At 41.2% G+C, this 633-nt stretch carries 1 pseudogene; it reads left to right on the top strand.

Features of this window, described 5'->3' with window-relative positions:
- Positions 1 to 93: 93 nt before the first annotated feature.
- A pseudogene (locus AB4486_RS23780) lies at positions 94 to 633 on the top strand (ABC transporter substrate-binding protein); the annotation flags it as partial.

Below are 633 nucleotides of genomic sequence, written 5' to 3'. Positions count from 1 at the left end.
GGAGAGATTGACCTTTATTGGTCAGCGACCAGTCTCGACATGGAAAAACGCTTTGCTCCAATATTGTTCCCTATATATCGAGGAATGCTTGGTATGCGAATCGGATTAATTCATGAAAAAGATAAACAATTACTCGCAAACGTAAGATCTAAAGCGGATTTCACGCGCTTTAAAGTTTGTTCAGGGAAAACATGGCCAGACACATTCATTCTTGATGCCAATGGTATAAAAACCGCTAAATCGCTTAAATATCCAAATATTTTTGAGATGATGCTTGCTGGTAATCGGTGCCACTTGTTTGCTCGTGGTGTCATGGAACCATTTGCAGAAATGCAATCATACCCAGAACTACCTTTAGCTGTTGATAGTCATGTCATGCTCCGCTATCGCATGCCATATATGCTCTTTGTCCAAAAAGAAAACACAAAACTTCAGCAACACATCACAGAAGTGGTTGAAGAAATTTTCGCTGATGGCACCTATGAGAAACTCTTTTTCGAAGACTCCGAAGTAAGAATGGCGCTCTCACGGGCCAACCTTTCAGAGCGAACTATTATCGATCTTGAAAATCCATATCTGACCGAAGACACCCGCTCTATCCCAGAAAAATATTTCTTTGATCCGCTTGCCAAC

It is taken from the genome of Vibrio sp. 10N.222.55.C6 (genome assembly GCF_041473395.1).
Classification (GTDB): domain Bacteria; phylum Pseudomonadota; class Gammaproteobacteria; order Enterobacterales; family Vibrionaceae; genus Vibrio; species Vibrio crassostreae_C.
This window is presented reverse-complemented; position numbering and strand designations above follow the sequence as displayed.